The organism is Mucilaginibacter sp., from assembly GCF_041660805.1.
Classification (GTDB): domain Bacteria; phylum Bacteroidota; class Bacteroidia; order Sphingobacteriales; family Sphingobacteriaceae; genus Mucilaginibacter.
Window position 1 is genome coordinate 50,774 of sequence record NZ_JBAZVP010000023.1, and the last position, 24,620, is coordinate 75,393.

Consider the following 24,620-nt stretch of genomic DNA (forward strand, 5'->3'; position numbering starts at 1 on the left):
TATAATTATATGTTGTGTATTTATATGCTAAGCGAGATCGAACCTGTTTGATGTGCTAACGGTTGTCGGTTCACCACCTTTTCTATTTTGTCAGGAAAAGACTTATTGAGCCATTTATAGTAATTATATCTTAATCGGGTAACTTCTTTTAAACGCTCAATAACAGGTTGTTTTAGCCAATACTGAATATACAGCATTTCTTCTTCATTCTGTTTTATAAAATTTACAACTTTTTCCATAATATTAATCTATTAAGTAGGCGTGTTTAGCAATGAATTTGTCGTTATGGCGCTTACAAATCAGGTATTATTAAAGCAATGGCTAATTTACTAAATAGTATGCAATAGGATTAATAAATTTGCGGATGCCAGAAAATGAAGAAAATGAAACCAAAGAGACAGGCAAGGAAATAAACGCTTATGCCAAATACACCGGCCTTGCCTTCCAAATGCTTGTTATTATAGGCGTGTTCGCGTTTGCCGGTTATAAAATTGACGAGGCCGCCCAGCACGATACCAAATGGGTAACGGCAGCACTGTCATTAGCCGGGGTATTAATATCATTATACATTGTTATCAGATCTGTAAAAAATTGAAAATCCAATCCGCCATTATTTCCTTAGGAATATTTGTACTCCTTTTAGCTATCCCGCCGGCATATTTAATATTTGCTGATAAGCCCAACTTTTTGGTGCCGCATTTTTGGGTAATGTTTGCTTTTATTACCGGCCTTACCATGTTGGTTGTTGTTGCCTTATTGGTAACCCAAAAAATAAACCCCGAGAAGTATGCCCAAACATTTTTGGCCACTACTACTTTTAAAATACTTGCATGCCTTGCTTTTTTAGTGGTTTTTATCCTCAAAACGAAGGTTGATAAAGTGGTTTTTACGGGCAATTTCTTTTACTTATATTTCTTAAATACAGCCTTTGAAGTTTACGTTTTGTTGCGTAACTTGCGCAACCAAAATTTGAAGTAAAAAACTTTATTTAGATGTATAACAGCTCGATTTTGAAATCAAAAATTTTTACACTTTTACGAATTTGTGCCGTTTTTTTAACGCTGACGGTATTTTCAATACCAGCTTTTTCGCAAGAAGAGCATGCTGAAGGCGCTGAAAAGAAGTTTGAGCCAAGCGAAGTGATCTTAGAGCACATTGCCGATTCGCATTCATTGCATATTATCGGAAATACTTCTATTCCGCTGCCTGTGGTATTATATACCGACAAAGGCTTTGAAGTTTTTTCGGCCGGGCATTTTGAACATGGCCATGCAGACTATACCGGTAAATATTATACCTATAGGTTGGTTAATGATAAAATAAATATTGTTGGCGAAAATAATACTTTATCAGAAAGCGCTAACATAGCAAAATGGAACAGCAGTTTAATTGACTTCTCTATTACCCGCAACGTGGTTAGCATGTGGATGGGTATTATCGTTCTGTTAATTATCTTCCTGAGTGTTTCATCAGCATACAAAAAACGGGCAGGCAAAACGCCAAAGGGTTTCCAGTCATTTATGGAGCCTATAATCCTTTTTGTAAGGGATGATATTGCCCGCCCAAACATTGGTTACAAATACCAGCGCTTTATGCCGTTATTGTTAACCGTGTTCTTTTTTATATGGATCAATAACCTTATCGGTTTAATCCCTTTCTTTCCGGGTGGTGCAAACTTAACAGGTAATATTGCGGTAACGCTGGTACTGTCAGTTATCACTTTATTAGTGGTTAACTTAAATGGTAACAAACATTACTGGAAACACATTTTTATCCCTGCTGATGTTCCGGTTTGGATTTGGCCGCTATGGTGGGTTATTGAGCTGGTAGGTATCATTTCAAGGCCTTTCGCATTAATGATACGTTTGTTCGCTAACATTACAGCAGGGCACATTATTGTATTAAGCTTAATATCCTTAATATTTGTGTTCAAGTCTGTTGCTATAGCGCCGGTATCAGTTGCTTTTGTGGTGTTTATGGATGTATTGGAATTGCTGGTAGCAGCATTGCAGGCATTTATCTTTACGCTGTTAACCGCTTTATTTATCGGTACAGCTATTGAAGAGCACCACCACTAATATTTGTAAATAATTATATAATATATATTCACTTTAAATTTAAAACAATGGTTGGAAGTATCGCTGCACTTGGTGCAGGTTTAGCAGTAATCGGAGCCGGTATCGGTATCGGTCAAATTGGTGGTAAAGCCGTAGAAGGTATTGCCCGTCAGCCAGAAGCTGCTGCAAAAATCCAAACTGCCATGATCATCGCTGCCGCTCTTGTTGAGGGTGCTGCTTTGTTCGGTGTGGTAGTATCATTCCTGGGCTTGAAATAATCCAACCCCGGAGATTAAATCTTTTAACCGTACCCTGTTGCGATTGGCAACAGGTGCGGTTATTGAAAAATTGAATTATAAACATTTGTTATCTATATAGAAAATGAATCCATTAGTAACCCCAGAGATTGGTTTAGTATTTTGGACCACAGTATCATTCTTAGTACTGTTTTTCCTGCTTGCTAAATTTGCATGGAAGCCTATTATGGGCGCTATTGACGATCGTGAACGCTTTATTGAAGATTCACTTTCAAAAGCTGAAGCCGCTAATGAAGAGATGGCCCGCCTGATAAGCGAAAACGAAAGCCTGCTTAAACAAGCACGTGCCGAGCGCGATATTATATTGCAGGAAGCTAAAAAGGTTAAAGACCAGATCATAGGCGAAGCCAAGGATGCTGCACACAAAGAAGGTGCACGCCAGATTGAACTTGCACGTGTTGAAATTAACAACCAGAAAGCTATTGCTATGGCTGATGTTAAAAACCAGGTTGCAACATTATCATTAGAAATTGCTGAAAAGGTTTTACGCAAGCAATTTGAAGACAGCAGCAAACAGGATGCATTAGTAGCCGATTTGCTTAAAGAAGTTAAATTGTAATAAGAGAGTAGTGAATGGAGAATGGAGAGTAGTTAAACCACTCACCGCTCACAATTCACCACTCACCATAACTAAGATATGTCAGAAGTAACAGTAGCATTAAGATACGCAAAAGCACTAATTGACCTTGCCCAAGAGCAAAACTCCCTTGAAAAGGTTAAGGATGATATGAGCTTGTTTTTGCACACTTTAAAAGCCAACCCCGAACTTAAGGCGGTTTTAAGTAACCCTATAGTATCGCACATTAAAAAGGTGAATATACTGGCCGATGTTTTTGGCACTAAGGTAGACAAGGTTACTATCCTGTTTTTTAATATTATGGTGAATAAAGGCCGTGGCGAAGTGTTATATACAACCGCCCAGGAATTTATTGGCCTGTATGATATTAAAAACCATATTACCAATGCTAAGGTAACATCAGCAGCTCCGCTTTCTGAAGCTAATAAAAAGAAGATGCTTGATGACGTGCAGCAGGCAATTGGCGGTACAGTTAAACTGGAAGCCAAGGTTGATCCTTCGCTGATTGGTGGCTTTGTACTTACAGTTGGCGACAGGCAGGTTGATACCAGCATAGCCACCAGCCTTAAACGATTGAAAAAAGATCTTGCACGCGTTGCAGTCAAATAATATTTAATATAAAAACTCTAAAATAATCTCAAAAAATGGTAGAGGTAAGACCAGACGAAGTATCAGCAATTTTGCGTCAGCAGTTAGCCGGCTTCAAGTCAGAATCTGAATTAGAAGAAGTGGGTACCGTACTCCAGGTGGGTGATGGTATTGCACGTGTTTACGGTTTAACTAAAGTGCAATCAGGTGAGCTGGTTGAATTTGATAACGGTTTACAGGGTATCGTACTAAACCTTGAAGAAGATAACGTGGGTGTGGTATTGTTAGGTAGGTCTGACGATATTAAGGAAGGCGACAACGTTAAACGTACTAACCGTATCGCATCTATTAACGTAGGTGAAGGTATGCTTGGCCGTGTTGTTGATACTTTAGGTAACCCTATTGATGGTAAAGGCCCAATTACAGGCCAAACTTATGAAATGCCTTTAGAGCGTAAAGCTCCGGGTGTTATTTACCGCCAGCCGGTAACTGAACCATTACAAACTGGTATTAAGGCTATTGATGCCATGATCCCAATTGGTCGTGGCCAGCGTGAGTTGGTAATTGGTGACAGACAAACAGGTAAAACTGCGGTTTGTATCGATACCATCATCAACCAGAAAGAATTTTATGATGCCGGCCAGCCGGTTATCTGTATATATGTAGCTTGTGGCCAAAAGGCTTCAACTGTTGCAAACATTGTACGCACATTAGAAGAGAACGGTGCTATGCCTTACTCTATTATTGTTGCGGCTAACGCATCAGACTCTGCTACAATGCAATTTTTCTCTCCGTTTGCAGGTGCTGCAATTGGCGAGTACTTCCGTGATACCGGTCGCCCGGCATTGATCGTTTATGATGATCTTTCAAAACAGGCGGTTGCTTACCGTGAGGTATCTTTATTACTTCGTCGCCCACCGGGCCGTGAGGCTTATCCGGGTGACGTGTTTTATCTGCACAGCCGTTTATTAGAGCGTGCCGCTAAAATAAATGCTAACGACAATATTGCCCAGGCAATGAACGATTTGCCAGAGTCTATTAGAGGTATTGTAAAAGGTGGTGGTTCATTAACAGCATTGCCAATTATTGAAACACAGGCAGGTGACGTATCAGCATATATCCCAACCAACGTAATTTCAATTACCGATGGCCAGATATTCCTGGAGTCGAACTTGTTCCTTGCTGGTATCCGTCCCGCAATTAACGTAGGTATCTCGGTATCACGTGTGGGTGGTAACGCGCAGATCAAATCAATGAAAAAGGTTGCTGGTACATTAAAGCTTGACCAGGCTCAATACCGCGAGCTGGAAGCTTTCTCTAAATTCGGTTCGGATTTAGATGCATCAACCAAAAACGTAATTGACAAAGGTGCACGTAACGTGGAGATCTTGAAACAAGGTCAGTACTCACCGGTATCGGTAGAAAAACAGGTAGCTATTATTTACCTGGGTACTAAAAACCTGATGCGTAGCGTACCGGTTAACAAGATCAGAGAATTTGAAGCAGAATATACCAGCCAGTTAGAGCTGCGCCACCCTGAAGTGCTGGCCGCCCTTAAAGCAGGTAAATTTGATGACCAGTTAACAGGCGTACTGGAAACAGTAGCTAAAGAACTGGCAGGAAGATATTAATTAATGTGCAGATATGCTGATGTGCAAATGTGCAGATTAGCGTATCTCCCTCAATTAATTAGTTAATTTAAAAACTCGTGTGGTACTGCAATTTGCATATCTGCACATTTGAAATTTGCACATCTTAAAGAATGGCTAATTTAAAAGAAGTAAGAAACAGGATAGCATCCGTAAGCTCAACACAGCAGATAACCAAGGCCATGAAAATGGTTTCGGCAGCTAAGTTGAAAAGGGCTACCAATGCTATTATACAATTACGCCCTTATGCTAACAAGTTGAAAGATCTGTTAGCTAACCTATCGGCAAGCTTAGAGGATGGTGCATCGCCATACCTGCAACAGCGCGAACCGGTACGTGTATTGGTAGTTGTTGTATCATCAAACCGTGGTTTGGCAGGTGCTTTTAATGCCAACGTTATTAAAACCGCCAACAACCTGATAGCTGAAAAATACAGTGAGCAGTTAAGGGCCGGCAATGTATCTATCGTTGCTATCGGTAAAAAAAGCCAGGAGTTTTTTCAGCGCCGTAAGTACAATGTTATTGGTAACAATAACGACCTGTACCTTAACCTGAACTTTATTAACGCTTCAAAAATTACCGAATCGATAATGAAGGGCTTTATTGACGGCGATTATGATCGTGTTGAACTGGTGTACAACCATTTCCGTAACGCGGCCATTCAGTACCAGGTAGCCGAGCAATTATTACCTGTTCCATTGCCGGAAGCTAAGCCTAAGGAAGAGCTGAAAACAAAGGATGCTGTTACTGAAACACAGGTTAACTACATATTGGAACCATCACAGGAAGAAATTGTAGAGCAACTGATCCCTAAGAATATTAAAATACAGTTATACCGTGCCGTTTTAGATTCAAACGCATCTGAACATGGCGCACGTATGACAGCGATGGATAAGGCAACCGAAAATGCCGGTGACCTGTTGAAAGCTTTGAAACTTTCATACAACCAGGCCCGCCAGGCAGCCATCACTACCGAGCTTACCGAAATTGTAAGCGGTGCGGCAGCATTGAGTAGTTAATTAACCTGAGCTTGTCTAAGAAATAAAAAAGGCTCTCCATTTTGGAGAGCCTTTTTTGTTTACTTATTTAAACAGCGCGTCATTGCGAGTTTTAAAATCCAGCGGCCTCTGAAGGGGGAAATGACATTTGCTGGGTCATCCTGAGCTTGTCGAAGGACGTGCGCAAAGGCCCCCCGCAATGCTTCGACAAGCTCAGCATGACCCAATTAACTAAATATGTCATAGGTAGGAGTGTAACTACGAAGCAATCTCCGATAGAAAAGTCGCCGCAAACATGTCGGGGATTGCCACGCTATCGCTCGCAATGGCATACTATGTGGTTATCGTTATCAATTCTCCGCTATTTCCTTTATTTTAACCATTGCTTTCGGCCATACATCCGATAGGAATTTTTTAAACTCTTCGGGAATTTCGTCTCCGCTAAGGTCAACCTCAAGCAGGGTTTTGTTGCCAATTTTTATCAGCGTATAATTCTCGTATGAACCTGCACAAGCTTTGGCACCCGGGGTATCATAGGTTTCTTTGCCATCAACTATTTCTCCTAACGCTTTTATCGATAAGAATTCATTGGGCACACTTTTTTCAATGACACCAAACATGCCTGCTCCCTTGTTATCAAGAAACTGCGCTTTGCTGCCTTGTTTCCAATCGGTTATAGCATGCGATCCTGCACAAAAAACATCTGTCCACTTCGGATAGTTTTCATCTGTGAAAAGCGTGTCCCAAACCTTTTCGCGCGGAGCATTAATTTCGGTTTTAAATGTTGCGTATTCCATAATCTTAGTTTTTATATAAAGTTGAATATCATTTCTATAATTTACTGGGTGTGAATGCGACAAATTCAATGGTATAATGTGACAAGTATTTTTACTTCAAATATTGCACCATGTTGGTGTATAGTATAACAAGTGTGCAGAAGATGAGACGAGTGATGGATATGTGCAATTTCCTTATAACTGGAGGGGGCTATAAGACAGGCATTTAAAGATATGGAATTAATTGTTAATAAATACTTTCCGTCATACTTGCATTTGTATAAGTACTTATATAAATTGCATTATGAATTTGTATCAAAGTTTAGGATACCTGGTTTTAGGAAGCCGCTTAAGGCGGATGAGTGAAACCTTTTTGGCCGAAATAAACCGCATTTATCAAAATGAAGGCATTGACTTTGATGCCAGCTGGTTCCCTGTGTTTTATCTGCTCTCAAAAAACGATTCTCTATCTATAAAGGAACTGAGTGAACAAACCGAGGTGTCGCATCCGGCGGCAAGTCAGCTTATTACTAATTTAAAGAGCCGTAAACTGGTAGAAACCACTGTTAGCATAGATGATGGCCGTAAGCAACTGGTGCAATTCACTGATAAAGGCCGTGCGCTGTTAAGCCAGATCCTACCCGTTTGGGATGCTATTAGCAGCAGTATGACGGAGCTTTCAGAAAGTGAACCTGCTATAACTAAACTATTACCCGCTATATCGGCATTAGAGGATACATTCCGCGCTTACAACCTTGCCGGTAAGGTGGGCGATAAACTTAACCGTATACCTCATGAATAATTTCAATTACGGTATTGACCATCTTACTATTGGCATTTGCCTGGATATTGCAGCAGGCAAAATAAAAGGGATCATTAACCATGCTGCCGCTGCCGGTATTAATACGTCATGGCGGGAGGTAGAAAAAATAGTGCATGCGCAAAAGCCCGTTTATGGTATCAATACCGGTTTCGGTCCGCTGTGCGATACAAGGATCTCTGAAAAAGACACCAGCCTGCTGCAAAGCAATATCCTGAAAAGTCATAGTGTTGGCGTGGGGAAACCCATTCCGCAGGAAATAGCCAGGCTAATGCTGATAACCAAAGTACATGCTTTGGCACAAGGTTACTCGGGCATTGCCCCGCAAACTTTAGACCGTATTATTTGGCATATTGATAATAATATTATCCCGGTAGTGCCCGAAAAAGGTTCTGTAGGTGCATCGGGAGACCTGGCGCCGCTTGCGCATTTGTTTTTGCCATTGATTGGTTTAGGCGAAGTGTTTGTTGAGGATGAGAAACATGCGGCGGGGGAAATCTTAAAAGAAAACAACTTACAACCACTGATATTGGGGCCTAAAGAAGGGCTTGCACTTATTAACGGTACACAGTTTATACTGGCGTTTGCTATAAAAGCGGTAGAGCGTTTAAATAATGCCTTAAATGTTGCAGACTTGGTTGGCGCTATGTCGCTGGAGGGCCTTATGGGCTCTGCAAGGCCTTTTGATGCAAGGCTGCACGCCATACGCCCCTACAAAGGCACAAAGCATGTAGCAAAACGATTAGCCGCCCTGTTGGATGATTCTAAGATAGGCTGCTCACATATTGATTGCGGCAGGGTACAGGATCCTTATTCCCTGCGTTGTATGCCGCAGGTGCATGGCGCGTCTCGTAATGCCTGGCTGCATCTAAAAGAGCTTACCGAAATAGAGCTGAATTCTGTTACTGATAATCCTATAATTTTTAATGCCGATGATACCATAAGCGGCGGTAACTTTCATGGGCAGCCATTAGCCCTGCCTTTAGATTATGCCACTGTAGCCGCTGCCGAGCTAGGCAACATTGCCGACCGCCGCTGTTACCTCATGAGCGAAGGCCGTTACGGGTTACCGAAACTGTTAACGGATGATGCCGGGTTAAACTCCGGGTTAATGATACCGCAGTACACTACAGCCGCTTTGGTAACCGAGAATAAAACCATGTGTTTTCCGGCAAGTGCCGATAGCGTGCCCACTTCATTAGGGCAGGAAGATCATGTATCTATGGGCTCCATCAGCGGGCGCAAACTACACATGGTGCTGGAGAATATTGAGTATATACAAGCTATTGAATTGCTTTATGCAGCACAGGCGCTTAATTTTAGAAGGCCGTTACAAAGCACCCCGGTTATTGAGGCCTGCCACCAGCTGGTTAGGCAGCATGTTCCCTTTATAAAAGAGGATCGCATTTTTGCGGAGGACATTAACGCCCTACATCAATTAATTATAAGCGGAGAGTTTCAATCGGTGGCAACTGAGGCCGCTCAAAAACATAACATCAATCTGAATGACGATGACGAATTCGGAATTTATTAAAACATACGCCAGCCACCCGGTGTACAAAGCGCCGGTTGGTAACCAACTGCACGCTAAAAGCTGGCAAACAGAAGCGCCGCTGCGCATGCTCCTTAATAATCTTGATGGGCAGGTTGCCGAAAACCCCGATGAGTTGGTGGTTTACGGCGGTATAGGGCAGGCAGCGCGCAACCCGGAATCGTTAAGGAAGATCATAGAATTGTTGCTGGAGCTGGATGAAGATCATTCACTGTTGGTGCAGTCGGGTAAGCCGGTGGGTATTATCCGCAGTCACCCGCAGGCGCCGAGGGTTTTGATAGCTAACAGTAACCTGGTACCTGCATGGGCAACCTGGGAACATTTTAATAAACTGCGGGCAGATGGATTGATGATGTACGGCCAAATGACCGCTGGGAGCTGGATCTATATTGGTACGCAAGGCATTCTGCAAGGCACCTATGAAACTTTTGTAGAAGCGGGCCGCCAGCATTTTAATGCCGATTTAACGGGCAAGCTGATAGTAAGTGCAGGGTTAGGTGGTATGGGTGGCGCGCAACCATTGGCCGCTACCATGGCAGGCGCCGTTTTTTTAGGTGCCGATGTGGATGTAACACGCATCCAAAAACGATTGGACAGTAAATACATAGATAGGTTAACCCATTCTTATGACGAGGCGATAGTATGGGTAAAAGAGGCTATGGCTAAAGGTGAAACTTTATCTGTAGGCCTGGTAAGCGATGCCGGCGATATGCTGGAAAGGTTGATTGCAGACGGCATTGTGCCCGATATGGTAACCGACCAAACTTCGGCACATGACCCTTTGAACGGGTACATACCGAACGGATTAACATTACAACAAGCAGCCGGTCTGCGTAAAGCGGATGCCGAAGAATATAAACGCCTTTCATTAAAAAGTATGGCGCGGCACGTTGGCTTTATGCTGCAACTGCAAAAGCTGGGTTCTGTAACATTTGATTATGGCAATAACCTGCGGGAATTTGCCAAACAGGGCGGCGAACAAAACGCTTATGATTTCCCCGGCTTTACACCGGCTTTTATCCGCCCTTTGTTTTGCGAGGGGAAGGGGCCATTCAGGTGGGTTGCCCTATCCGGCGATCCTGAAGATATTTACACAACAGACCGGGCGCTGATGGAAGCTTTCCCGGAAAATAAACCACTCATCAACTGGTTGGAGAAAGCACAAAAACAGATCGCTTTTCAGGGATTACCTGCCCGTATCTGCTGGTTAGGCATGGGCGAACGTGAAAAAGCAGGATTGATATTTAATGAGCTGGTAGCAAGCGGCAAAGTAAAAGCGCCAATTGTAATCGGTCGCGATCATTTGGATTGCGGCTCGGTAGCATCGCCAAACAGAGAAACCGAATCCATGAAAGATGGCTCAGACGCGGTATCAGACTGGCCATTGCTAAACCTAATGGCGAATACATCGGGCGGTGCAACATGGGTATCATTCCATCATGGTGGCGGGGTAGGTATGGGATATTCTCAACATGCCGGTATGGTAGTAGTAGCCGATGGCACCGAACGCGCCGCTATCTGCCTGAAACGGGTGCTGCATAACGATCCTGCAATGGGCATCTTCCGCCATACCGATGCCGGATATGACAAGGCAAGTGAATGGGCAGATAGGTTTGGGTTGAAGGTTTGGTAGTTCGGTTGGTGAGTGGAGAATGGTTGATTGGAGAATAGTTGGAAAGCGACTTAGTAAATGACCCGTCATTGCGAGTTTTAAAATCCGGGGCCTCTGAAGGGGAAATGACATTTGCTGGGGTCATCCTGAGCTTGTCGAAGGACGTGCGCAAAGGCCCGCCCGCGATGCTTCGACAAGCTCAGCATGACCCAGCGCTTATAATAAACAATATATGGAAAAACTAATAGGTCCGTTCACGCAAATTATTCCCTTAACAGGTCTGCCGTTAAAAGGCGCCTTAAAGGATGAACAATTACACATTATCCCGCAAGGTGGTGTGTTGGTTGGAGATGGACTAATATTAGCCGTTGGTGATTTTGAAGAAATAAGAAAAGCTAATCCCCGGGTACAGATAGAAGAAATTGAGGGCGGGCAAGTGCTATTGCCCGGTTTTATAGATTGTCATACACATATTTGTTTTGCCGGTAACCGGGCAAAAGATTATGCCCTGCGTATTGCGGGTAAAACATATTTAGAAATAGCCCAATCAGGCGGCGGGATCTGGGATACAGTGACCCAAACACGAGCCGCTGATGAAAATACTTTAATTAATTTGTTGATGCAACGAGCCAACAGGCACCTTGCCGAAGGGGTAACTACCATAGAGGTTAAAAGTGGTTATGGCCTGAGTTTGGAAGAGGAGTTAAAGCAGTTGCGGGCTATCCGGGCAGCATCAACCCAAACTAAGGCACATTTGGTTTCTACCTGCCTTGCCGCTCACATGGTGCCAAAGGATTTTATTGGATCGCAACAGGAATATTTGGATAATGTGGTTAACGAACTGCTGCCGGTAATTAAAAAAGAAAACCTTACTAACCGCATAGATATTTTCATTGAACAAAGCGCTTTTAGTGCAGATAATGCTTTAGTTTATCTTAATAAGGCCAAACGAATGGGTTTTGATGTTACTATTCATGCCGACCAGTTTACTCCCAGTGGCAGTGTGGTTGCAGTAATAGCCGGTGCGGTATCTGCCGATCATTTGGAAACATCCGGCGAAGCCGAAATAAGATTATTAGCCAATTCAAATACCGTTGCTGTAACCTTGCCGGGTGCATCATTAGGTTTAGGGATGCCATATGCACCTGCACGGAAATTGCTTGATGCCGGCGCATGCCTCGCTATTGCCAGCGATTGGAACCCCGGCTCGGCCCCAATGGGCGATCTGCTGATGGAGGTTGCTGTAATGAGTGCCGCCGAAAAATTGTGCGCTGCTGAGGTGTTTGCCGGGTTAACATATCGCGCGGCGGCGGCTTTAAAAATAAATAACCGTGGTATATTAGCACAGGGAATGCTGGCAGATATGCAGGCTTATCCATGCGCCGATTACCGCGAAATATTATACTATCAGGGGAAGATGAAGCCAAGCCGTGTTTGGGTTGGCGGCAATTACTAAGTGGGGGCAGTACGATTCCTTCCTTGGGGAAGGAGGAGGTAGGGGTTTATTAAACTTTATAAGTTACCGGCTGGGGAACCCCTCCCTGCCAATGCACCATCCAATACGCCCCTCCCGTGGGGAGGGAATAAAAGACTAATAAACCATTGATTCAATAACCAATGACAAAACTAATAGAATGTGTACCCAATTTTAGCGAAGGTGTAAACCCGGCTATTATTAAACAGATCACCGGCGAAATTGAAACGGTTGAAGGTGTAAGACTTTTAAATGTTGACCCCGGTAAGGCAACAAACCGCACCGTGGTAACTTTTGTTGGTGAACCTGAAAAGGTGATTGAGGCGGCGTTTTTAGCCATTAAAAAAGCAGGTGAGCTGATTGATATGAGCAAGCACAAAGGCGAGCACCCAAGAATGGGCGCAACCGATGTTTGTCCGCTTATACCGATAGCCAATATTACAATGGAGGAAACGGCTGAGTATGCAAGGCAGTTAGCTAAGCGTGTGGGTGAGGAATTGCGCATCCCGGCTTATTTATATGAATATGCACAGGCTGATAAAAGCCGCAGCAACCTTTCCATTATCAGGGCGGGTGAGTATGAAGGTTTTTTCAAAAAGATAAAATTACCGCAATGGGCACCAGATTTTGGCCCTGCAGAAAACGATGTTAAGCGGGGAGCAACCGTAATTGGCGCACGCGATTTTTTGATAGCTTATAACGTAAACCTCAACACCACATCAACCCGCAGGGCAAATGCCATTGCTTTTGATGTACGCGAGGCAGGCCGCGTAATGCGTGAAGGCGACCCGGTAACCGGTAAGATAATTACTGATGAAAATGGTAAACCAAAGTCTATCTCCGGTTCATTAAAAAGTGTGAAGGCTATTGGATGGTATATTGAAGAGTACGGCATCGCCCAAATCTCCATGAATTTAACCAACATTGAGGTTACGCCTATTCATGTGGCGTTTGATGAGGTTTGTACAAAAGCTGCCGAGCGTGGCATCCGTGTAACAGGAAGTGAACTGGTAGGATTGATCCCATTGAAAGCCATGCTGGATGCCGGTAAATATTTCCTGCGGAAGCAACAGCGGTCAGTAGGGGTAAGTGATAGTGAGTTGATCAGGATCGCTATTAAATCAATGGGGCTGGATGAATTGGGCTCCTTCAACCCACGTGAACGGATCATTGAATATTTATTGCAGGATGCGAATGCAGGCAAATTAGCAGGTATGACCCTCACCGCTTTTGCAGATGAAACCGCGAGTGAAAGCCCTGCACCGGGCGGCGGTTCAATATCTGCCTATATGGGAGCATTAGGGGCGTCGCTGGCTACGATGGTGGCTAACTTGTCATCCCACAAAAAAGGGTGGGATAGCCGGTGGGAGGAATTTAGCAACTGGGCGGAGAAGGGCCAGGCCTACAAAGATGAGCTGCTAAAATTAGTAGACCTTGATACTGCCGCTTTTAATAAGATCATGGAAGCATTCAGTTTGCCAAAATCAAACGATGAAGAAAAATCTGCCCGGGATAAAGCCATACAGGATGCAACCCGTTATGCAATAGAGATTCCTTTTAAGGTAATGGAGACTTCCCTTGAAAGCTTAACACTGATAAAAGCTATGGTAGAGACCGGTAACCCCAATTCTGTAACGGATGCAGGTGTTGCAGCCCTTTGCGCACGATCTGCCGTATTAGGCGCTTTTATGAATGTGAAGATCAATGCGTCGGGCTATAAGGATAAGGTTTTTGTTGATGATGTTATCAGCAAGGGAACGGAGATAGAAAAACAAACGATTGCTTTAGAGGAAGAGATAATAGCATTAGTGAATAGCAAGATAAGTTTGTAATCTATCCTTGTTATATTTGCCTCATGCTGATATCTGAACCCGCCCTTCGTGCTTTTACCCAAAATATTTTTATAGCAATGGGCTGCAGCCAGGCCCATGCTGCATTAGCGGCTGATGTATTGCTAAAATCAGATCTGCGGGGAATTGACTCGCACGGGGTGGCGCGTTTAAGCGGTTATACGCGGCTTTGGGAAAAACAGCGCATCAATACCAATCCCGATATTAAGATTGTTCACGAAACAGCTACCACAGCTACTGTTGATGGCGATGCGGGCCTGGGCCTGGTAGTTGCGCCCTTTGCTATGCAAATAGCGATAGAAAAGGCAGAAAAATATGGCTCGGGATGGGTATCAGTACGTAACTCCAACCATTTTGGCATTGCGGGATACCATTCGCTAATGGCGGTTGAAAAAGATATGATAGGCTTTGCCATGACTAATGCGAGCCCGCTGGTTGCGCCTACTTTTTCAAATGAACGCTTACTGGGTACCAACCCCATGTGCTATGCATTCCCGGCAGGTAAGTATCCCCCGGTAATTATTGATATGGCTACATCCGCGGCAGCGAACGGTAAGCTTGAAATAGCCCAGCGCAGTGGTAAGCAAGTGCCCGAAGGCTGGATACAGGATAAACAAGGTAATTACACTACCGATCCGCATGCTTTAAAAACAGGTGGGGCATTATTGCCCCTCGGTAGCGACAGGGAGCATGGCAGCCACAAAGGGTTTGGCTTAAGCGCAACGGTCGATATACTTTCCGGCGTTTTGTCGGGTGCCAATTATGGCCCCTGGGTGCCGCCTTTTGTAGCGTTCCTTGAACCGCCGGTTAACCCGCCGGGGAAGGGTTTGGGGCATTTTGTAGGCGCAATGCGGGTAGACGGTTTTCGCCCTGCGGATGAGTTTAAGGCTGATATGGATAACTGGATAAGCCGTTTCAAATCATCAACCACTATTGATCCTGCCCAAAAAGTGATCATTCCCGGCGAACCGGAACTTGAAGCAGAAACCGATAGAATAAAGAACGGCATCCCGCTGGTGGATGCCGTTGTAAACGATTTGAATGAATTGGCTGTAAAGTTTAAAATTGAGCCCCTATCATTTAGTTTTTAATGTAATTGTAGCTGGTTTTAAACCCTCGGCTGTAGCGGTAAAAGTAATATCACCGGGTGTTTCGCGGCCCTTTATTATAGCAAGCGCCAGGCCGTTAAAAGCCTTCCTGTTATCTGCCCTAAAGCTATCGTGACTAACCGGATCGCCATTATCTACCGACACCAGGCTCCCTCCGGCAACTGCAAATTTGACCCTGTTATCTGCATTTGGCACAATGTTACCGGCCTTGTCTAATATTCGTACGGTGATAAATGACAGGTCTTTACTACCAGCATTAATAATTTTTCTATCGGCAATAAGTTCAATTTTAGCAGGGGCGCCCGCGGTATGGATCTCCTTTGTTAAAACTACCGTGCCGTTTTTGCGGGAAACCGCCTTAATAGTTCCCGGTTCAAATTTTAAGCGCCACATTACGTGCAGGTCGTCGCCGGTTTTATTTTTTACACCCATTGATTTTCCGTTCAGAAACAGCTCCACTTCATCAGCATTATTATAGTAGGCCCACACGTCAACGGTTTTGCCGGGCTCCCAGTTCCAGTGCGGAAATAGGTGCAGCACCGGTTTGTTTGTCCACTCGCTTTGGTACATGTAGTAAACATCTTTAGGGAAACCCGCCAGATCAATAATTCCAAAATAGGAACTGCGCGATGGCCATTTGTAAGGGGTTGGTTCACCTAAGTAATCAAAGCCCGTCCATATATACATCCCGGATAGGAAATCAAACTTTTTCATCACCTTCCAGGTCTCTTCATGGGTTGAACCCCAGTAGGCCGATACATTATCATAAGCCGAAACGGTATTATCGGGGTTGCCTTTAAAGTCTTTGGTATCCCATGAGGGTGGCCACCTGCGGATGCTATCTGATGGCATATCATAATGCCCCCTTGTTTGCAATGCTGAATTAGTTTCAGTAGCTATAAATTTTTTACCCGGATAACGTTTATGAAAAGATTCATAATCCTGATGATGATAATTATAACCTATCAGGTCAAGAGCGCCGGAGGCGATGAGATTATTATGCGTTTGCGGTTCATTATTTGCCGCGGTAATTGGGCGTGTAGTATCTAAATTATGCACTATGCCTGCCAGTTCACGGGCAATGTTCCTGCCGGAGGTATCTGTTTTGCTGAACTGCTCAACAATTTCGTTGCCAATGCTCCAAATAAAAACTGATGGATGGTTACGGTCGCGCAGTAATTGATCCTCCAGGTCGCGCTTGTGCCACTCATCCCAGTAAAGGTGATAATCGTATTTATTCTTTTGCATCTTCCACATATCAAAAGCTTCGTCCATTACAATAAAGCCCATCTTGTCGCAAAGGTCAAGCAACTCAGGCGCAGGCGGGTTGTGTGATGTACGGATGCCATTACAACCCATTGCCTTTAAAATTTGCAGCTGGCGTTCCAAAGCACGGGTATTAACGGCAGCTCCCAGGCTCCCCAGATCATGGTGATCACAAACACCTAATATTTTTAAGGGCTCTCCGTTCAGCAGGAAGCCTTTATCAGCATCAAACTCAAAATAACGGATGCCCAAAGGCGTGGTATACTCATCCACTTTATTTGTTCCTATAAATACCTGTGTAACCACCTTGTACAGATATGGCCTGTTCACCAACCAAAGGTTTGGCTTTACTACTTTAAGCTTATTACTTAACGTAGCAGTGGTATCAGCCCATTGTTGGGCAGAAGGAACACCACCACCAGTAGAAACAATTTTATTTTCGGCATCATAAATTAGCACCTGGGTACGGTAATGTGCATGAGCAGGGTTTTTAACTTTTACATCTATAGCTACAGTTGCAGAATCGGCGTTTACTTTGGGTGTTGTTACGTATGTTCCCCAATGGTCAATTGCAGTTTTGTTTGTAGTAACCAGCCATACATTACGGTAAATGCCCGAACCCGAATACCAGCGTGAATTGGGCTGTTCCTGATTGTTTACTTTAACAGCGATCACATTTGTTCCGCCAAAATTTAAATAAGGGGTTAACTCATATCGGAAAGAGATATATCCGTTGGGCCTGAAACCTAAATGGTGCCCGTTTATCCAAACATCGCTATGCTGGTAAACGCCATCAAAATCAATATAAACCAATTTGTTTTTTGATGCGGCCGGTACGGTAAATGTTTTACGATACCAACCAATTCCACCCGGTAAAGCACCGCCCTCTTGCGTGGCAGGGTTATCTTTGTTGAATTCACCCTCTACGCTCCAATCGTGCGGCAGGTTGAGGGTTCGCCAGCTTTTATCATTTGCCGTTTTCTTTTCGGCAGATGCAACATTGCCTAAATGGAATTTCCAGCCTTTGTCAAAATCAGCAACCGTCCTGCTTGTTTGTTGTGCATAAAGCGTTAAAGACGAGAAAATAACAACCATAAAAGCGATAACTTTTATGGAGAGTTTGTGTAAAGATGAATTCATTTGGTAAGCAATTGGCCAAAAAGTAATTAAATTGACATATTAAAGTTACGCGGATATATTAATAAACCAAATGGGTGGCGCTTTCGTTTATACGTACAATATGAACATACAAAAAATAACATTTGGCAGCGGTTGCTTTTGGTGCACCGAAGCAATATTTCAGACAGTTAAGGGCGTAAAAAAAGTAGAATCGGGCTATATGGGTGGCACTACTAAAAACCCTACCTATGCGGATATATGCAATGGTGATACCGGCCATGCAGAAGTGATTGGTTTGGAATATGATGCCGATGAAGTGACATTTGAAGAACTATTGCTGATATTTTTTAAAACCCACGATGCTACTTCTTTAAACAGGCAGGGCAATGATGTGGGCACACAGTACCGGTCGGTAATTTTTTATTATACCGATGAGCAACGGGCGAAAACCGAAGCCATGATAGCAAGGTTTACCCAAGAAAAAGTATTTGATAAACCTATTGTTACCGAAGTTAGCCCTGCGGCTGAATTCTACAAGGCCGAAGATTATCACCAAAATTATTTTAACGATAACCCATCTAAGTCTTATTGCGCTTTTGTGATACAGCCTAAATTAAATAAGTTTGCCAAAGAGTTCACCGAAAAAATAAAGCCTGAGCTTTTATAAAAGGTGTTTTTTATGGAGATATGAAAAAACTATGGCTTAGCCTGCTGGCATGTTCCTTATTGTTTGGCGCCTGCTCAACAGTTAAAAAAACAGACAGCACATCCATTACTAACGGTGGCAAAGTATGGTCGTCACTTTGGCAGCAACGTGCGGCAGAGTATAAAGCACTGTGTTTTCAAGCTTATAATTTAGCAAAGCTGCGCTTGGATGAGGCCATTAAGCAACCCGGCGCAAAACCGCTTGCCGTAGTTACTGATATTGACGAAACCGTTTTAGATAATAGTCCGTATGATGCCATGCGGGCCATTAATAACCAGGATTATGATCCTAAAACCTGGAAGTTGTGGACTGCCAAAGCACAGGCAGATACCGTTCCCGGCGCACCGGCATTTTTTAAATACGCGGCATCAAAAGGGGTAACTGTATTTTATATTACCAACCGTGATGAAGACGAACGGGCTGCAACGCTTAAAAACCTGCAACTATACAGTTTGCCCAATGCCGATGATGCGCACTTGTTTTTAAGACAAGCATCGTCAAGTAAAGAGAGCCGCCGGCAGCAGGTACTTAAAACACACAATATTGTTTTGCTTTGCGGCGATAACCTGCCCGATTTTGACCTGCTTTATGACAACCACCCTAACGAGCAAAACCGGGAGGCCGTTACCCAGCAGCTAAAGAAAGAATTTGGCAGCCGTTACATTGTTATCCCCAACCCATCATACGGCGATTTTGAAGGCGCTGTGTTTAATAACAACTACAAGCTTACCAACGCGCAAAAAGATTCGGTAATACGGTCAAAGGTGAAGATAGATAAGCAGTGGGCTGTATTAAGTTTATGTTAAGCGGTGTGTTTTACTCAAAGCATTATGTAATTTTGGGTACAACGCTATCTAAATGAAACGTAAACTTATACTTTGCACAGCTGCTTTAGCAGTAACATTCCAATCATTTTCGCAAACCCCCGGTAAAATTGAAAAAACGGGCCAGGTATTACTGCCTAACGGCTGGAAACTAAACCCGGCAGGGCGGTCTTTACCACTTGGCGATCTGCCTTTGAACATGCAGTTATCTTCATCGGGCAAGTTCTTGGCTGTAACCAATAATGGCCAAAGCACTCAATCAGTCCAACTAATTGATCCGCGCAGCGAGAAACTGCTGGATGAAAAAGTACTGGGCAAATCATGGTACGGCATTGCGTTTAGTAAAGACGAAAGCAAACTTTATGCATCCGGCGGAAATGATAACGTGATCCTCACTTTCAATATTACCGATAATAAACTGGGCAAGCCCGATACTATTAAACTGGGCAAGCCCTGGCCAAATAAAGTAGGGCCAACAGGTATAGCTGTAAATAAGGCCAATACGCGCTTATATAACGTAACTAAAGAGGATAGCACCCTTTACATTATTGAGCCCGATAAGCGCAGTATTCTTAGCAAAGTAAAGCTTAGTGCCGAAGCTTATAGCTGTGTTTTATCGCCCGATGAAAAAACCGTTTACATTTCTTTATGGGGAGGAGATAAGGTAGCCTTTTATAATACCGAAACACAAAAGATTAGCAGTATTAATACGGGCAGCCATCCTAACGAGTTATTGCTGAACAAAAAAGGCACCCTGCTTTTTGTTGCTAACGCTAATGATAACTCGGTATCTATTATTAATACGGCTACCCATAAAACTATCGAAACGGTATCAACCGCATTATATCCTACAAAGTTAAGCGGGTCAACTACTAATGGGTTCGCGCTATCAGCAAACGAAAAAACGCTTTACATTGCCAATGCTGATAACAATTGCCTGGCTGTATTTGATGTATCAAAGCCCGGCAGCAGCCAAAGCCGCGGTTTTATTCCGGTAGGCTGGTACCCAACAAACGTTAAAATGCTGGGCAACAAAATACTGGTAAGCAATGGCAAAGGCTTTACTTCAATGGCTAACCCGCAGGGCCCGCAGCCGGTTAAAAAAGCAGATAACAGCGGTTACCAAAAAGGTGCTATAAATAGCCGCGAGCAATATATTGGCGGCCTGTTTAAAGGAACATTATCTTTTATAGATGTACCCAATGATATAAAGCTGAAAGCATATACCAAACAGGTTTACGCCAATACACCCTTCACCAATAAAATAACAGCACTGGCGCCGGGCGAAGCGGGCAACCCTATCCCACGTAAAAAGGGCGATGTATCTCCCATTAAGCATGTATTTTACATTATTAAAGAAAACCGCACCTATGACCAGGTAATGGGCGATGTGGCTGCGGGCAATGGTGATACTTCTTTATGCATATTTGGTAAAAAAGTTACTCCAAACCTTCATGCAATAGCCAATGAGTTTGTTTTGCTGGATAACTTTTATGTAGATGCCGAAGTAAGTGCCGATGGCCATAACTGGAGCATGGCTGCATATGCTACAGATTTTGTTGAGAAAACCTGGCCTACCAGTTACGGCGGCCGTGGGGGCACTTATGATTTTGAAGGCACCCGTAAGGCAGCCTATCCGCGAGATGGCTTTATTTGGGATTACTGTAAAAGGGCAGGCGTAACTTACCGTACTTACGGCGAATTTGCTGAGGGGGGAGCCAAACCATCAACCAGTCTTAAATCTTTAGAGGGTCATTACTGCAAGCAGGCACCCGGGTTTGATATGAATATTAAAGACATTACCCGTGTAGAGATCTGGGCGCATGATTTTGATTCGCTTTTAACAAAAAATGCGGTTCCGCAGTTTAATACCATCCGCTTATCAAATGACCATACCAGCGGGCAGCGCAAGGGAGCCATTACGCCTATAGCCGCAGTGGCAGATAATGATTTGGCTGTTGGCCAGTTTATTGAACACCTATCTAACAGCCCTATCTGGAAAGAATCTGTAGTGTTTGTGTTAGAAGATGATGCCCAAAACGGCCCCGACCATGTTGACGCGCACCGTTCGCCGGTGTTTGTTGCCGGCCCTTATGTTAAGCGCAATGCAGTTATAAACAGTATGTACTCTACATCTGGCGTACTGCGCACTATCGAGCTTATTTTGGGCTTACCGCCAATGAGCCAGTATGATGCGGCTGCTATGCCTTTATACGAGTGTTTTACAGCAAAACCTAATCTTTCTCCATATATTGCCAAGGCGGCACAAGTTAACCTGGAGCAACGTAATGTTGCGGTTAACGAAAGCAGCAAGCGTTCTGAATCTTTTAACTTAGCAAAAGAAGATTCCGCGCCAGACCTTGACTTGAACGAGGTGGTTTGGAAATCTGTTAAAGGGGAAAATTCCATTATGCCTGCACCAAAACGGAGCGCATTTGTTATTTTAGAGAAGAAAAAGAAACAGGATGATGATTGATTTGTTGATATCCTTTAAAACCATCACATAGAATGACGATTCTCGAAAACGAATTCCTTAAAGTAGCTATTGCCGCTAAGGGCGCCCAGCTTTCATCATTTTACAATAAACAAACCGGTACCGAGCAGCTTTGGCAGGCAAATGCCAGCGTTTGGCCCTGGCATGCACCCAATCTTTTCCCTATTGTTGGCCAGTTAAGTAATGATGAGTTATTGGTTGATGGTAAAACATACCCCATGAAAAGACATGGTTTTGCGCGCCAGTCTGAGTTTATTTTGTTGGAGGGTGATGATGCACACGCATCGTTTTCTTTGCCAAATTGCGAAAAAACGCTGGAGGTTTATCCTTATAAATTCGATTTTCAGGTAATGTACACCTTGATAGAGAACGCGTTACGGGTAACTTATAAATTGATTAATCGCGATAAAAAAACGGTTTACTTTTCTGTAGGCGGCCACCCGGCATTTAATGTGCCTTTTCATTCAGGTGAAAATTACGAGGACTATTACATTGAATTTGAAACAAACGAAAATCTAGAAACCCATTTACTTACCGCCGATGGGGTTTTTAATGGAGAAACCCACACCGTATCAACGCCCAACAAAAAATTGCCTTTAACCCGCGATATGTTTGCTGCCGATGCACTGGTATTTAAAAATTTAACATCGCGGATGGTGACCATCAGGAGCATCAGGCATGACGAGACGTTATCGGTTGAGTTCCCGCATTTTAATTACCTGGGGCTTTGGGCCAAACCCGGCGCCGATTTTGTATGCATTGAACCATGGCTGGGCTGCGCCGATAGTACAGGCGATAAAAAAGATATTAAGCATAAAGAGAACATTCAGAAAGTAGTTACAGGGCATGTTTTTGAGGCCTCTTTTTTTATAAGTATTTAAAAAAGACGTTGATTTATTTATCGTACAAAAAAAAGGGCTCCTGTTCAGGAGCCCTTTTTTTTGTACTTATTGATGTTATTTTTTTAAAAATTTCTAATTTCCTTTAAATTTTATCCTTTTTTTCTTCCTTTAACACAGGGTGATCAAACGTGGAAAGTTCTTTGTGGTTGCCCATTAATTGGTCAAATATTACCACCTCGTTAATACCTTTTTTTAACCAAACGGCAGGCACGTACAAAGTTTGCTGCGGGCCAATGTTCCAGTATTTGCCCAGGTTGTGCCCGTTCACAAAAACAAAGCCTTTGCCATAACCGTGCATATCCAGATAGGTATCGCCGGTGCCACGTAATGAGAAGGTGCCCCGATATAATGCAGGTTGCAGCTCCTCTTCATTTTGCGCGGGCAAATATTTAAACCCGGCTGTTGTAGTGAACGGGAACTGGTACATTTTCCAGCCGGTGAGTTCCTGGCCGTTTAGCGTTACCTGTTCGGTTATGCCCTGGCGGTTATCAGTTAAGTATGGGCCATAGTTGATGCGGCCATTATTCTCTACTAAAATATCAAGTACACTATTGGCCGTTGGGCTGTTGAGTTGTAGGGAGTCCTGTTTTAACCTTCTATCCAGCACACTTATGAGTTTGCCGTTCAGATAAACGGTTGCATAATCACGCAATTCTTTGATCTTTAGCAAACCGCTGGCCGCATCTTTTAAGGTAGTGCGATAAAGTACAAAACCATACCCCTGGTCCAAATCTTCAAAGCTCATTGGTTTTTCGGCCTCTATAGGTTTACCTAAGTTGCTGAACAGGTTAGCCGTTCCTGATATTTTTATTACCTCTAATGCGTAGGTGCGTTTTTTCTTTTCAGGCACTTCGGGCAGTGTTACGCCTGCTGGCAAATGTTTGGCAATAACCGCCCTTAGCTTGTAAAATTTGGGGGTTGGGTTACCGGCTTCGTCTAATGGCGCATCATAATCATAGCTGGATGTTTGCGGAGCATATGCCTCGTTTTTGTTCATGTTGGCGCCGTTCATAAAATCGCGGGTGGTACCGCCATGAAACATATACATGTTGATAGAAATGCCCGCCGACAAAACCTCATCCAACTTCTTAGCATCCTGATCGGCATTGCTGCCGCCGTGTGGTTTGCCCCAGTTATCAAACCAACCGGGATACCATTCGGCTATATAATAAGGGCCTTTACCGTTATGATATTTATTAATAAGCTCTTTTACTTTAACCGGATTGTCCTCGCCGTTAACGGCAGGCAGGTAGCCCGGCAAATAACCCGCAGGCATTTGGGTTGGCCCATCGCAGGTAAACAGTAAGCCATCAAACCCGGCCTCACGGAAGATCTTTTGGTTAAGGTCCAGGTATTCTTTGTCGTTACTGTACGAGCCGTATTCGTTCTCTAACTGCACCATTAAAATATTGCCGCCGTGGTTTACCTGTAAAGGTGCCAGCTGCTTGCCTACTTCCATCATGTAATTGCGGTAAGCGTTTACAAAAGCGGCGTCTTTACTGCGTACCTTAAGATTTTTGTCTTTTAACAACCACCACGGGTAGCCGCCAAATTCCCATTCGGCACATACGTAGGGGCTTGGGCGCATTACCACCCACAGGCCTTCTTCTTTGGCTATGCGCACAAATTCGGCAATGTCATTATTGCCTGTAAAATCATACTTGCCCTGCACCGGCTCATGGGCGTTCCAAAAAACGTAGGTGGCAATGGTGTTTAAGCCCATTGCTTTGGCCATTTTCATGCGTTCGCGCCAATATTCGCGCGGGATGCGGGTATAGTGCATTTCGCCGGAGATCATTTGCAGCGGTTTCCCGTCAAGCAAAAAATCGTTATCACCAAAAGCAAATGTATGGTTTACAGTTTGGGCATTGCCAGCCGTAAGTACACCGAAAAATAAAACACAGTAAACTAATAACCTTTTAAGCATATC

At 43.8% G+C, this 24,620-nt stretch carries 22 protein-coding genes; 18 read left to right on the forward strand and 4 right to left on the reverse strand.

What is annotated here, in order from left to right; genetic code table 11:
• Positions 1 to 20: 20 nt before the first annotated feature.
• Entirely contained in the window at positions 21 to 239 is a 219-nt protein-coding gene (locus tag WC743_RS21160) for a hypothetical protein (RefSeq protein WP_373015316.1), read from the reverse strand.
• A gap of 125 nt (positions 240 to 364) precedes the next feature.
• Here WC743_RS21160 and WC743_RS21165 point away from each other — a divergent pair, with 125 nt between their 5' ends.
• The 8 genes from WC743_RS21165 (at position 365) to atpG (ending at position 6,207) form a co-directional block, all read left to right on the forward strand.
• A complete protein-coding gene (locus WC743_RS21165; RefSeq protein ID WP_373015318.1) occupies positions 365 to 595 on the forward strand; it encodes an AtpZ/AtpI family protein in 231 nt (76 codons plus the stop codon).
• On the forward strand, positions 592 to 978 hold the full coding sequence (locus WC743_RS21170; RefSeq protein ID WP_373015319.1) for a hypothetical protein: 387 nt from the start codon (positions 592 to 594) through the stop codon (positions 976 to 978). Before WC743_RS21165 ends, WC743_RS21170 begins: the two co-directional genes overlap by 4 nt.
• 32 nt (positions 979 to 1,010) lie before the next feature.
• Complete coding sequence (atpB, locus tag WC743_RS21175) at positions 1,011 to 2,078, forward strand: F0F1 ATP synthase subunit A (RefSeq protein ID WP_373015321.1); 1,068 nt, start codon at positions 1,011 to 1,013, stop codon at positions 2,076 to 2,078.
• 47 nt (positions 2,079 to 2,125) lie between these two features.
• Complete coding sequence (gene atpE, locus WC743_RS21180; RefSeq protein WP_373015323.1) at positions 2,126 to 2,335, forward strand: ATP synthase F0 subunit C; 210 nt, start codon at positions 2,126 to 2,128, stop codon at positions 2,333 to 2,335.
• 103 nt (positions 2,336 to 2,438) lie between these two features.
• Positions 2,439 to 2,933: a F0F1 ATP synthase subunit B gene (gene atpF / locus WC743_RS21185; protein ID WP_373015324.1), complete on the forward strand. Its 495-nt coding sequence runs from the start codon at positions 2,439 to 2,441 to the stop codon at positions 2,931 to 2,933.
• 78 nt (positions 2,934 to 3,011) lie between these two features.
• Positions 3,012 to 3,560, forward strand: a complete 549-nt coding sequence (gene atpH, locus WC743_RS21190) for an ATP synthase F1 subunit delta (RefSeq protein ID WP_373015326.1) — start codon at positions 3,012 to 3,014, stop codon at positions 3,558 to 3,560.
• A gap of 35 nt (positions 3,561 to 3,595) precedes the next feature.
• Positions 3,596 to 5,170 (forward strand): F0F1 ATP synthase subunit alpha, encoded by a 1,575-nt coding sequence (gene atpA / locus WC743_RS21195; protein ID WP_373015327.1) that lies wholly within the window; start codon positions 3,596 to 3,598, stop codon positions 5,168 to 5,170.
• A 131-nt stretch (positions 5,171 to 5,301) separates the two neighbouring features.
• Positions 5,302 to 6,207 carry an ATP synthase F1 subunit gamma gene (gene atpG, locus WC743_RS21200; protein ID WP_373015329.1) on the forward strand — a complete coding sequence of 302 codons (906 nt, stop codon included), beginning with the start codon at positions 5,302 to 5,304 and terminating at the stop codon, positions 6,205 to 6,207.
• 329 nt (positions 6,208 to 6,536) lie between these two features.
• Here atpG and WC743_RS21205 read toward each other — a convergent pair whose 3' ends face one another.
• A complete protein-coding gene (locus WC743_RS21205) occupies positions 6,537 to 6,983 on the reverse strand; it encodes an SRPBCC domain-containing protein (protein ID WP_373015331.1) in 447 nt (148 codons plus the stop codon).
• 283 nt (positions 6,984 to 7,266) lie between these two features.
• On the opposite strand from WC743_RS21205, the gene WC743_RS21210 reads away from it, so the two are divergent.
• The 6 genes from WC743_RS21210 (at position 7,267) to WC743_RS21235 (ending at position 15,361) form a co-directional block, all read left to right on the forward strand.
• Entirely contained in the window at positions 7,267 to 7,764 is a 498-nt protein-coding gene (locus WC743_RS21210; RefSeq protein ID WP_373015333.1) for a MarR family winged helix-turn-helix transcriptional regulator, read from the forward strand.
• The gene (gene hutH, locus WC743_RS21215; protein WP_373015334.1) at positions 7,757 to 9,316 is read left to right on the forward strand and encodes a histidine ammonia-lyase; all 1,560 of its coding nucleotides are present in this window, start codon (positions 7,757 to 7,759) and stop codon (positions 9,314 to 9,316) included. Before WC743_RS21210 ends, hutH begins: the two co-directional genes overlap by 8 nt.
• Positions 9,294 to 10,967: a urocanate hydratase gene (gene hutU / locus WC743_RS21220; protein ID WP_373015336.1), complete on the forward strand. Its 1,674-nt coding sequence runs from the start codon at positions 9,294 to 9,296 to the stop codon at positions 10,965 to 10,967. The genes hutH and hutU overlap by 23 nt, the downstream gene beginning before the upstream one ends.
• Positions 10,968 to 11,178: 211 nt before the next feature.
• Positions 11,179 to 12,402, forward strand: a complete 1,224-nt coding sequence (gene hutI, locus WC743_RS21225; protein WP_373015338.1) for an imidazolonepropionase — start codon at positions 11,179 to 11,181, stop codon at positions 12,400 to 12,402.
• A 161-nt stretch (positions 12,403 to 12,563) separates the two neighbouring features.
• Positions 12,564 to 14,252: a glutamate formimidoyltransferase gene (gene ftcD / locus WC743_RS21230; protein ID WP_373015340.1), complete on the forward strand. Its 1,689-nt coding sequence runs from the start codon at positions 12,564 to 12,566 to the stop codon at positions 14,250 to 14,252.
• Between the two features lie 23 nt (positions 14,253 to 14,275).
• The gene (locus tag WC743_RS21235) at positions 14,276 to 15,361 is read left to right on the forward strand and encodes an Ldh family oxidoreductase (RefSeq protein ID WP_373015342.1); all 1,086 of its coding nucleotides are present in this window, start codon (positions 14,276 to 14,278) and stop codon (positions 15,359 to 15,361) included.
• On the opposite strand, the gene galB is transcribed toward WC743_RS21235, so the two are convergent.
• Positions 15,347 to 17,785 (reverse strand): beta-galactosidase GalB, encoded by a 2,439-nt coding sequence (gene galB / locus WC743_RS21240; protein ID WP_373015343.1) that lies wholly within the window; start codon positions 17,783 to 17,785, stop codon positions 15,347 to 15,349. The two genes, WC743_RS21235 and galB, sit on opposite strands and share 15 nt — an antisense overlap.
• Positions 17,786 to 17,885: 100 nt before the next feature.
• Here galB and msrA point away from each other — a divergent pair, with 100 nt between their 5' ends.
• Genes msrA through WC743_RS21260 form a run of 4 tightly spaced genes read left to right on the forward strand, consistent with a single transcriptional unit; the run spans position 17,886 to position 22,669 of the window.
• The gene (msrA, locus tag WC743_RS21245; RefSeq protein WP_373015345.1) at positions 17,886 to 18,431 is read left to right on the forward strand and encodes a peptide-methionine (S)-S-oxide reductase MsrA; all 546 of its coding nucleotides are present in this window, start codon (positions 17,886 to 17,888) and stop codon (positions 18,429 to 18,431) included.
• A 20-nt stretch (positions 18,432 to 18,451) separates the two neighbouring features.
• Positions 18,452 to 19,276, forward strand: coding sequence for a 5'-nucleotidase, lipoprotein e(P4) family (locus tag WC743_RS21250; RefSeq protein WP_373015347.1), 825 nt, complete (start codon positions 18,452 to 18,454; stop codon positions 19,274 to 19,276).
• A gap of 52 nt (positions 19,277 to 19,328) precedes the next feature.
• On the forward strand, positions 19,329 to 21,770 hold the full coding sequence (locus tag WC743_RS21255) for a bifunctional YncE family protein/alkaline phosphatase family protein (protein WP_373015349.1): 2,442 nt from the start codon (positions 19,329 to 19,331) through the stop codon (positions 21,768 to 21,770).
• A gap of 32 nt (positions 21,771 to 21,802) precedes the next feature.
• Positions 21,803 to 22,669 carry an aldose 1-epimerase family protein gene (locus WC743_RS21260; RefSeq protein ID WP_373015351.1) on the forward strand — a complete coding sequence of 289 codons (867 nt, stop codon included), beginning with the start codon at positions 21,803 to 21,805 and terminating at the stop codon, positions 22,667 to 22,669.
• Between the two features lie 103 nt (positions 22,670 to 22,772).
• On the opposite strand, the gene WC743_RS21265 is transcribed toward WC743_RS21260, so the two are convergent.
• Entirely contained in the window at positions 22,773 to 24,617 is a 1,845-nt protein-coding gene (locus WC743_RS21265) for a glycoside hydrolase family 35 protein (protein WP_373015353.1), read from the reverse strand.
• Positions 24,618 to 24,620 lie beyond the last annotated feature (3 nt).

Excerpts from the sequence above, each read along its gene's own strand:
- WC743_RS21160 (WP_373015316.1), bottom strand. The coding sequence starts at position 239 with ATGGAAAAAGTTGTAAATTTTATAAAACAGAATGAAGAAGAAATGCTG.
- WC743_RS21165 (WP_373015318.1), top strand. The coding sequence starts at position 365 with ATGCCAGAAAATGAAGAAAATGAAACCAAAGAGACAGGCAAGGAAATA.
- atpE (WP_373015323.1), top strand. The coding sequence starts at position 2,126 with ATGGTTGGAAGTATCGCTGCACTTGGTGCAGGTTTAGCAGTAATCGGA.
- atpF (WP_373015324.1), top strand. The coding sequence starts at position 2,439 with ATGAATCCATTAGTAACCCCAGAGATTGGTTTAGTATTTTGGACCACA.
- atpH (WP_373015326.1), top strand. The coding sequence starts at position 3,012 with ATGTCAGAAGTAACAGTAGCATTAAGATACGCAAAAGCACTAATTGAC.
- atpA (WP_373015327.1), top strand. The coding sequence starts at position 3,596 with ATGGTAGAGGTAAGACCAGACGAAGTATCAGCAATTTTGCGTCAGCAG.
- atpG (WP_373015329.1), top strand. The coding sequence starts at position 5,302 with ATGGCTAATTTAAAAGAAGTAAGAAACAGGATAGCATCCGTAAGCTCA.
- WC743_RS21205 (WP_373015331.1), bottom strand. The coding sequence starts at position 6,983 with ATGGAATACGCAACATTTAAAACCGAAATTAATGCTCCGCGCGAAAAG.
- WC743_RS21210 (WP_373015333.1), top strand. The coding sequence starts at position 7,267 with ATGAATTTGTATCAAAGTTTAGGATACCTGGTTTTAGGAAGCCGCTTA.
- hutH (WP_373015334.1), top strand. The coding sequence starts at position 7,757 with ATGAATAATTTCAATTACGGTATTGACCATCTTACTATTGGCATTTGC.
- hutU (WP_373015336.1), top strand. The coding sequence starts at position 9,294 with ATGACGAATTCGGAATTTATTAAAACATACGCCAGCCACCCGGTGTAC.
- hutI (WP_373015338.1), top strand. The coding sequence starts at position 11,179 with ATGGAAAAACTAATAGGTCCGTTCACGCAAATTATTCCCTTAACAGGT.
- ftcD (WP_373015340.1), top strand. The coding sequence starts at position 12,564 with ATGACAAAACTAATAGAATGTGTACCCAATTTTAGCGAAGGTGTAAAC.
- WC743_RS21235 (WP_373015342.1), top strand. The coding sequence starts at position 14,276 with ATGCTGATATCTGAACCCGCCCTTCGTGCTTTTACCCAAAATATTTTT.
- galB (WP_373015343.1), bottom strand. The coding sequence starts at position 17,785 with ATGAATTCATCTTTACACAAACTCTCCATAAAAGTTATCGCTTTTATG.
- msrA (WP_373015345.1), top strand. The coding sequence starts at position 17,886 with ATGAACATACAAAAAATAACATTTGGCAGCGGTTGCTTTTGGTGCACC.
- WC743_RS21250 (WP_373015347.1), top strand. The coding sequence starts at position 18,452 with ATGAAAAAACTATGGCTTAGCCTGCTGGCATGTTCCTTATTGTTTGGC.
- WC743_RS21255 (WP_373015349.1), top strand. The coding sequence starts at position 19,329 with ATGAAACGTAAACTTATACTTTGCACAGCTGCTTTAGCAGTAACATTC.
- WC743_RS21260 (WP_373015351.1), top strand. The coding sequence starts at position 21,803 with ATGACGATTCTCGAAAACGAATTCCTTAAAGTAGCTATTGCCGCTAAG.
- WC743_RS21265 (WP_373015353.1), bottom strand. The coding sequence starts at position 24,617 with ATGCTTAAAAGGTTATTAGTTTACTGTGTTTTATTTTTCGGTGTACTT.